The sequence below is a fragment of the Streptomyces sp. BRA346 genome (assembly GCF_052851135.1).
Window position 1 is genome coordinate 2,404 of the sequence record NZ_JAIWIH010000135.1, and the last position, 2,671, is coordinate 5,074.

General features: G+C 56.6%; 1 rRNA gene and 1 other annotated feature (1 of these 2 cut by a window edge). The gene reads left to right on the plus strand.

The window, feature by feature from the left end:
• Positions 1-2,475: a sequence feature (mutual gap in cmsearch alignment for this rRNA model is longer than 100), on the plus strand (it extends 453 nt beyond the left edge of the window).
• A gap of 77 nt (positions 2,476-2,552) precedes the next feature.
• Positions 2,553-2,669 (plus strand): 5S ribosomal RNA (rrf, locus tag LCH29_RS43740).
• Positions 2,670-2,671 lie beyond the last annotated feature (2 nt).

Consider the following 2,671-nt stretch of genomic DNA (forward strand, 5'->3'; position numbering starts at 1 on the left):
CGTCGTGACTGCGTGCCTTTTGAAGAATGAGCCTGCGAGTTTGCGGTGTGTTGCGAGGTTAACCCGTGTGGGGAAGCCGTAGCGAAAGCGAGTCCGAATAGGGCGATGGAGTAGCGCGCTCAAGACCCGAAGCGGAGTGATCTAGCCATGGGCAGGTTGAAGCGGAGGTAAGACTTCGTGGAGGACCGAACCCACCAGGGTTGAAAACCTGGGGGATGACCTGTGGTTAGGGGTGAAAGGCCAATCAAACTCCGTGATAGCTGGTTCTCCCCGAAATGCATTTAGGTGCAGCGTCGTGTGTTTCTTACTGGAGGTAGAGCACTGGATAGGCGATGGGCCCTACCGGGTTACTGACCTTAGCCAAACTCCGAATGCCGGTAAGTGAGAGCGCGGCAGTGAGACTGTGGGGGATAAGCTCCATGGTCGAGAGGGAAACAGCCCAGAGCATCGACTAAGGCCCCTAAGCGTATGCTAAGTGGGAAAGGATGTGGAGTCGCAGAGACAACCAGGAGGTTGGCTTAGAAGCAGCCATCCTTGAAAGAGTGCGTAATAGCTCACTGGTCAAGTGATTCCGCGCCGACAATGTAGCGGGGCTCAAGCGTACCGCCGAAGTCGTGTCACTGCAGCATTACCTCTAACGAGGGCTGTGGTGGGTAGGGGAGCGTCGTGTGCCGGGTGAAGCAGCGCCGGAAGGTAGTTGTGGACGGTTCACGAGTGAGAATGCAGGCATGAGTAGCGATACACACGTGGGAAACGTGTGCGCCGATTGACTAAGGGTTCCTGGGTCAAGCTGATCTGCCCAGGGTAAGTCGGGACCTAAGGCGAGGCCGACAGGCGTAGTCGATGGACAACCGGTTGATATTCCGGTACCCGCTTTGAAGCGCCCAATATCGAATCCTCTGATGCTAAGGCCGTGAAGCCGCCCTGATCTCTTCGGAGTTGAGGGGAGTGGTGGAGCCGCCGGTCCAAGGTGGTAGTAGGTAAGTGATGGGGTGACGCAGGAAGGTAGTCCAGCCCGGGCGGTGGTTGTCCCGGGGTAAGGGTGTAGCCCGAGGAGTAGGTAAATCCGTTCCTCATNAAGGGTGAGACCTGATGCCGAGCCGATTGTGGTGAAGTGGATGATCCTATGCTGTCGAGAAAAGCCTCTAGCGAGTTTCATGGCGGCCCGTACCCTAAACCGACTCAGGTGGTCAGGTAGAGAATACCGAGGCGTTCGGGTGAACTATGGTTAAGGAACTCGGCAAAATGCCCCCGTAACTTCGGGAGAAGGGGGGCCATTGCTGGTGATGGGACGTGCTCCCTGAGCTGGTGGTGGCCGCAGAGACCAGCGAGAAGCGACTGTTTACTAAAAACACAGGTCCGTGCGAAGCCGTAAGGCGATGTATACGGACTGACGCCTGCCCGGTGCTGGAACGTTAAGGGGACCGGTTAGCTCCATTTCGGTGGGGCGAAGCTGAGAACTTAAGCGCCAGTAAACGGCGGTGGTAACTATAACCATCCTAAGGTAGCGAAATTCCTTGTCGGGTAAGTTCCGACCTGCACGAATGGCGTAACGACTTCTCGACTGTCTCAACCATAGGCCCGGTGAAATTGCATTACGAGTAAAGATGCTCGTTTCGCGCAGCAGGACGGAAAGACCCCGGGACCTTTACTACAGCTTGATATTGGTGTTCGGTTCGGCTTGTGTAGGATAGGTGGGAGACTGTGAAACCGCAACGCCAGTTGTGGTGGAGTCATTGTTGAAATACCACTCTGGTCGTGCTGGATGTCTAACCTGGGTCCGTGATCCGGATCAGGGACAGTGTCTGGTGGGTAGTTTAACTGGGGCGGTTGCCTCCTAAAGGGTAACGGAGGCGCCCAAAGGTTCCCTCAGCCTGGTTGGCAATCAGGTGTTGAGTGTAAGTGCACAAGGGAGCTTGACTGTGAGACCGACGGGTCGAGCAGGGACGAAAGTCGGGACTAGTGATCCGGCGGTGGCTTGTGGAAGCGCCGTCGCTCAACGGATAAAAGGTACCCCGGGGATAACAGGCTGATCTTCCCCAAGAGTCCATATCGACGGGATGGTTTGGCACCTCGATGTCGGCTCGTCGCATCCTGGGGCTGGAGTCGGTCCCAAGGGTTGGGCTGTTCGCCCATTAAAGCGGTACGCGAGCTGGGTTTAGAACGTCGTGAGACAGTTCGGTCCCTATCCGCTGTGCGCGTAGGAGTCTTGAGAAGGGCTGTCCCTAGTACGAGAGGACCGGGACGGACGAACCTCTGGTGTGCCAGTTGTCCTGCCAAGGGCATGGCTGGTTGGCTACGTTCGGGAGGGATAACCGCTGAAAGCATCTAAGCGGGAAGCCTGCTTCGAGATGAGGGCTCCCACCCACTTGATGGGGTAAGGCTCCCAGTAGACGACTGGGTTGATAGGCCAGATATGGAAGCCGGGTGACCGGTGGAGTTGACTGGTACTAATAGGCCGAGGGCTTGTCCTCAGTTGCTCGCGTCCACTGTGTTGGTTCTGAAATAACGAACCGTTGCTGACTCTGGTTGGTTTGTTTGTTTCATAGTGTTTCGGTGGTCATTGCGTTAGGGAAACGCCCGGTTACATTCCGAACCCGGAAGCTAAGCCTTTCAGCGCCGATGGTACTGCAGGGGGGACCCTGTGGGAGAGTAGGACGCCGCCGAACAA